At 71.1% G+C, this 3,354-nt stretch carries 2 protein-coding genes and 1 pseudogene; all 3 read right to left on the bottom strand.

The features are described from left to right. A pseudogene (locus tag CVO76_RS17205) lies at positions 1-91 on the bottom strand (succinyl-CoA--3-ketoacid-CoA transferase); the annotation flags it as partial. A 51-nt stretch (positions 92-142) separates the two neighbouring features. Beyond that, entirely contained in the window at positions 143-1,315 is a 1,173-nt protein-coding gene (locus tag CVO76_RS04035; RefSeq protein WP_208740774.1) for an acyl-CoA dehydrogenase family protein, read from the bottom strand. Continuing rightward, positions 1,312-3,354 (bottom strand): acetyl/propionyl/methylcrotonyl-CoA carboxylase subunit alpha (locus CVO76_RS04030; RefSeq protein WP_208740772.1); only part of this gene is annotated, 2,043 nt, incomplete at its 5' end. The genes CVO76_RS04030 and CVO76_RS04035, both read right to left, overlap by 4 nt.

Genomic DNA, 3,354 nt, shown 5'->3' with positions numbered 1-3,354 from the left:
CGACGCCGCCCGAACCGCCGACGGCGAGGGATGCTCCGTCGGGGATGTCCGCCACGGCCTCCGCCGCACTGCCAACCACTTTGTTGATCACTGCTTCTCCTTCGCTGTTCCGGCGCCTGTCCGTCCTGTCCCTGCGGCGGGTCTACAGGCCGAGTTCCCTCGCGATCAGCATGAGCTGGACCTCCGTGGTCCCCTCGCCGATCTCGAGGATCTTCGAGTCACGGTAGTGCCTGGACACCACGAACTCGTTGATGAAACCGTAGCCGCCGAAGATCTGTGTCGCGTCGCGCGCGTTGTCCATGGCGGCTTCGCCGGCCACCAGCTTCGCGATCGAGGCCTGCGTCTTGAACGGCTTGCCCGCGAGCATGCGCGACGCTGCGTCGTAGTAGGCCAGCCGCGCCGTATGGGCCCGGACCTGCATCCGGGCGATCTTGAACTGGATGGACTGGTAGGCGCCGATGGTGCTGCCGAAGGCCATACGCTCGCCCGCGTACTTGATGGACTGTTCCACGCAACCCTGCGCCGCGCCGGTCGCGAGCGCCGCGATGGCGATCCGCCCCTCGTCGAGGATCTGCAGGAAGTTGGCGTACCCGCGGCCGCGCGTACCCAACAGGTTCGCCTCCGGGACCCGGACGTCACGGAGGGTGAGCGGATGGGTGTCGGAGGCGTTCCAGCCCACCTTGTTGTAGGCCTTCTCGGCCGTGAAGCCCGGCGTGTCCGAGGGGACGAGGAGGGTGGAGATCTCCTTCTTCACCGTGCCGTCCGGCCGCTCGGAGGTCCCGGTCACGGCGGTGACGGTCACCAGCGACGTGATGTCGGTGCCCGAGTTCGTGATGAACTCCTTGGTGCCGTTGATCACCCACTCCGGTCCGTTCGCGCCGTCCTCGAGCTTCGCCGTCGTCTTCGTCCCGGAGGCGTCGGAGCCGGCCTCCGACTCGGTGAGGCCGAACCCGCCGAGGGCGGTACCCGACGCGAGGGAGGGCAGCCACTGCTGCTTCTGCTCCTCGGTGCCGAAGCGGTAGACGGGCATGGCGCCGAGGGACACCCCCGCCTCGAGGGTGATGGCCACCGACTGGTCCACGCGGGCCAGCTGCTCCAGTGCCAGGCACAGCGCGAAGTAGTCGCCGCCCATGCCTCCGTACTCCTCGGGGAACGGCAGGCCGAACAGGCCCATGTCCCCCATCTGCTTGACCACCTCGTAGGGGAAGCTGTGCTCGGCGTCGTGCTTGGCGGAGACCGGGGCCACGACCTCGTCGGCGAACTCGCGGACGGTGTCGACGAGGTCCTGGTACTCCTCGCTCAGTTCGAAATTCATGCTGCGTTCCCTTCCGTGGGGATAGGTGCCGGGCCGCCCTCGGGGGCGGACTCGATGGTGGCGAGGATCTGGTGTGCCCGCACGAGGTCGCCGGGTTTCAGCGAGAGGCGGACGACGCCGGACAGGGCGGCGGTGAGCTGGTGCTCCATCTTCATGGCCTCGACGGCGACGAGGACATCGCCCGCCTCGACGGTCGCGCCGTCCTCGACGGACACCGACACCACGGTGCCCGGCATGGGGCTGCGGACCAGCGGGTCGGCCGCGCCCTCCTCCCGGGTGATACGGGACAGGGCGGCGTCGAGCAGTTCGCGGCGGCTCGGACGGCGCACGCGGGCGGACCAGCCGGCATCCCCCAGCCAGACGGTGTCCCCGTCGACCGCGTACCGCCGGCGGGAGCGGAGGCCGTCGATGGTCACTCCCCCGCCGTCGACGCGAACCGTGAGGCTCGCGGCAGCCGGGCTCTCGGTGCCGTCGGTGCCGTCGGTGCCGTCGACCGTTCCGGTCCATCCCCCGCCCGTGCGCTGCAGCCGGACCGTCGCGGTGGCGCCGTCCACCTCGAGGGTCACGGCGCGTGGTCGGGGTGTCCCGAGCCGGAAGCCGTCGCCCCGGTGCCAGGGTGAGCCGCCGGCCGGAGCCGGTTCGGCCTCGAGGAGCAGGACGGCGGCGAGTGCGAGGTCCTCGGGGGCGACATGGCGGAAGGCCAGCTCCGGGAGCTTGCGTTCGATCATCGTGGTGTCGAGCCGCGCGGCCCGCACGTCGTCGTCGCCCACGAGCAGCCGGAGGTATTCGATATTGGTGTCGACCCCCAGCACCACGGTGGCGGCGAGCGCCGCGTCCAGCCGGTCGAGGGCCTCACCGCGATCGGCACCCCAGGCGATGACCTTGGCGAGCATCGGGTCGTAGGACGAGGAGACGGTCCCGCCGGGCAGGAGGGAGCTGTCCACCCGGATGCCCTCCCCCGCGGGCTCGGCGAGCTCCAGGATGCGGCCGGTGGAGGGGAGGAACCCGGCCTCGGGGTTCTCGGCGTACACGCGGGCCTCGACGGCATGACCTGTCAGCACGACGTCGTCCTGCGTGAACGGCAGCGCCTCACCCGCGGCGATGCGGATCTGCCACTCCACGAGGTCGATGCCGGTCACCAGTTCCGTGACGGGATGCTCGACCTGCAGGCGCGTGTTCATCTCCATGAAGAAGAACTCGTCGGGCGCGGCGTCGGAGACGAGGAACTCGACGGTCCCGGCTCCCGCGTAGTCGACGCTGCGGGCCGCGGCGCACGCGGCCTCGCCGATCCGACGCCGCGTCACCTCGTCGAGCAGGGTCGACGGCGCCTCCTCGATGACCTTCTGGTGCCGGCGCTGCAGCGAGCACTCGCGCTCGCCGAGATGGATCACGGTGCCGGAGCTGTCGGCCAGGACCTGCACCTCGATGTGGCGGGGCCGCTCGATCAGGCGTTCCAGGAAGAGCGTGTCGTCGCCGAACGCGCGGGCCGCGACGCGACGCGCGGTGACGAGGACCTCGGAGAGGTCCTCCGGCCGGTGGACGGCGTGCATGCCCTTGCCGCCGCCACCCGCGGACGGCTTGATGAGCAGCGGGAAGCCGACGTCGTCCGCTGCGCGCAGCAGGTCGTCGTCGGAGAGTCCCGGTTCGGCGATGCCGGGGACCACGGGGACACCGGAGGCGACCACATGGTTCTTCGAACGGATCTTGTCGCCCATGACGTCCAGGGCGTGGACGGACGGCCCGATGAAGACGATCCCGGCGTCCCGCAGCGCGTCGGCGAAGGCAGCGTTCTCGCTGAGGAACCCGTACCCGGGGTGCACCGCGCCCGCCCCCGTGCGGCGGCAGGCCTCGATGACGGCGGGAATGGACAGGTAGCTCTCGGACGGTGCGGCCGGGCCGATCCGGACGGCGGAGTCCGCTTCGAGGACGTGCCGGGCGCCGGCGTCGGCGTCGCTGTAGACGGCGACCGACCGGAGGCCGAGCGCGCGGACGGAGCGGAGGACCCGGCTCGCGATCTCGCCGCGGTTCGCGACGAGGAC

This window comes from Arthrobacter agilis, from assembly GCF_002953615.1.
GTDB lineage: Bacteria > Actinomycetota > Actinomycetes > Actinomycetales > Micrococcaceae > Arthrobacter_D > Arthrobacter_D agilis_B.
Note: the sequence above shows the minus strand (reverse complement) of the source record. Positions and strands in the feature narration are given on the sequence as shown.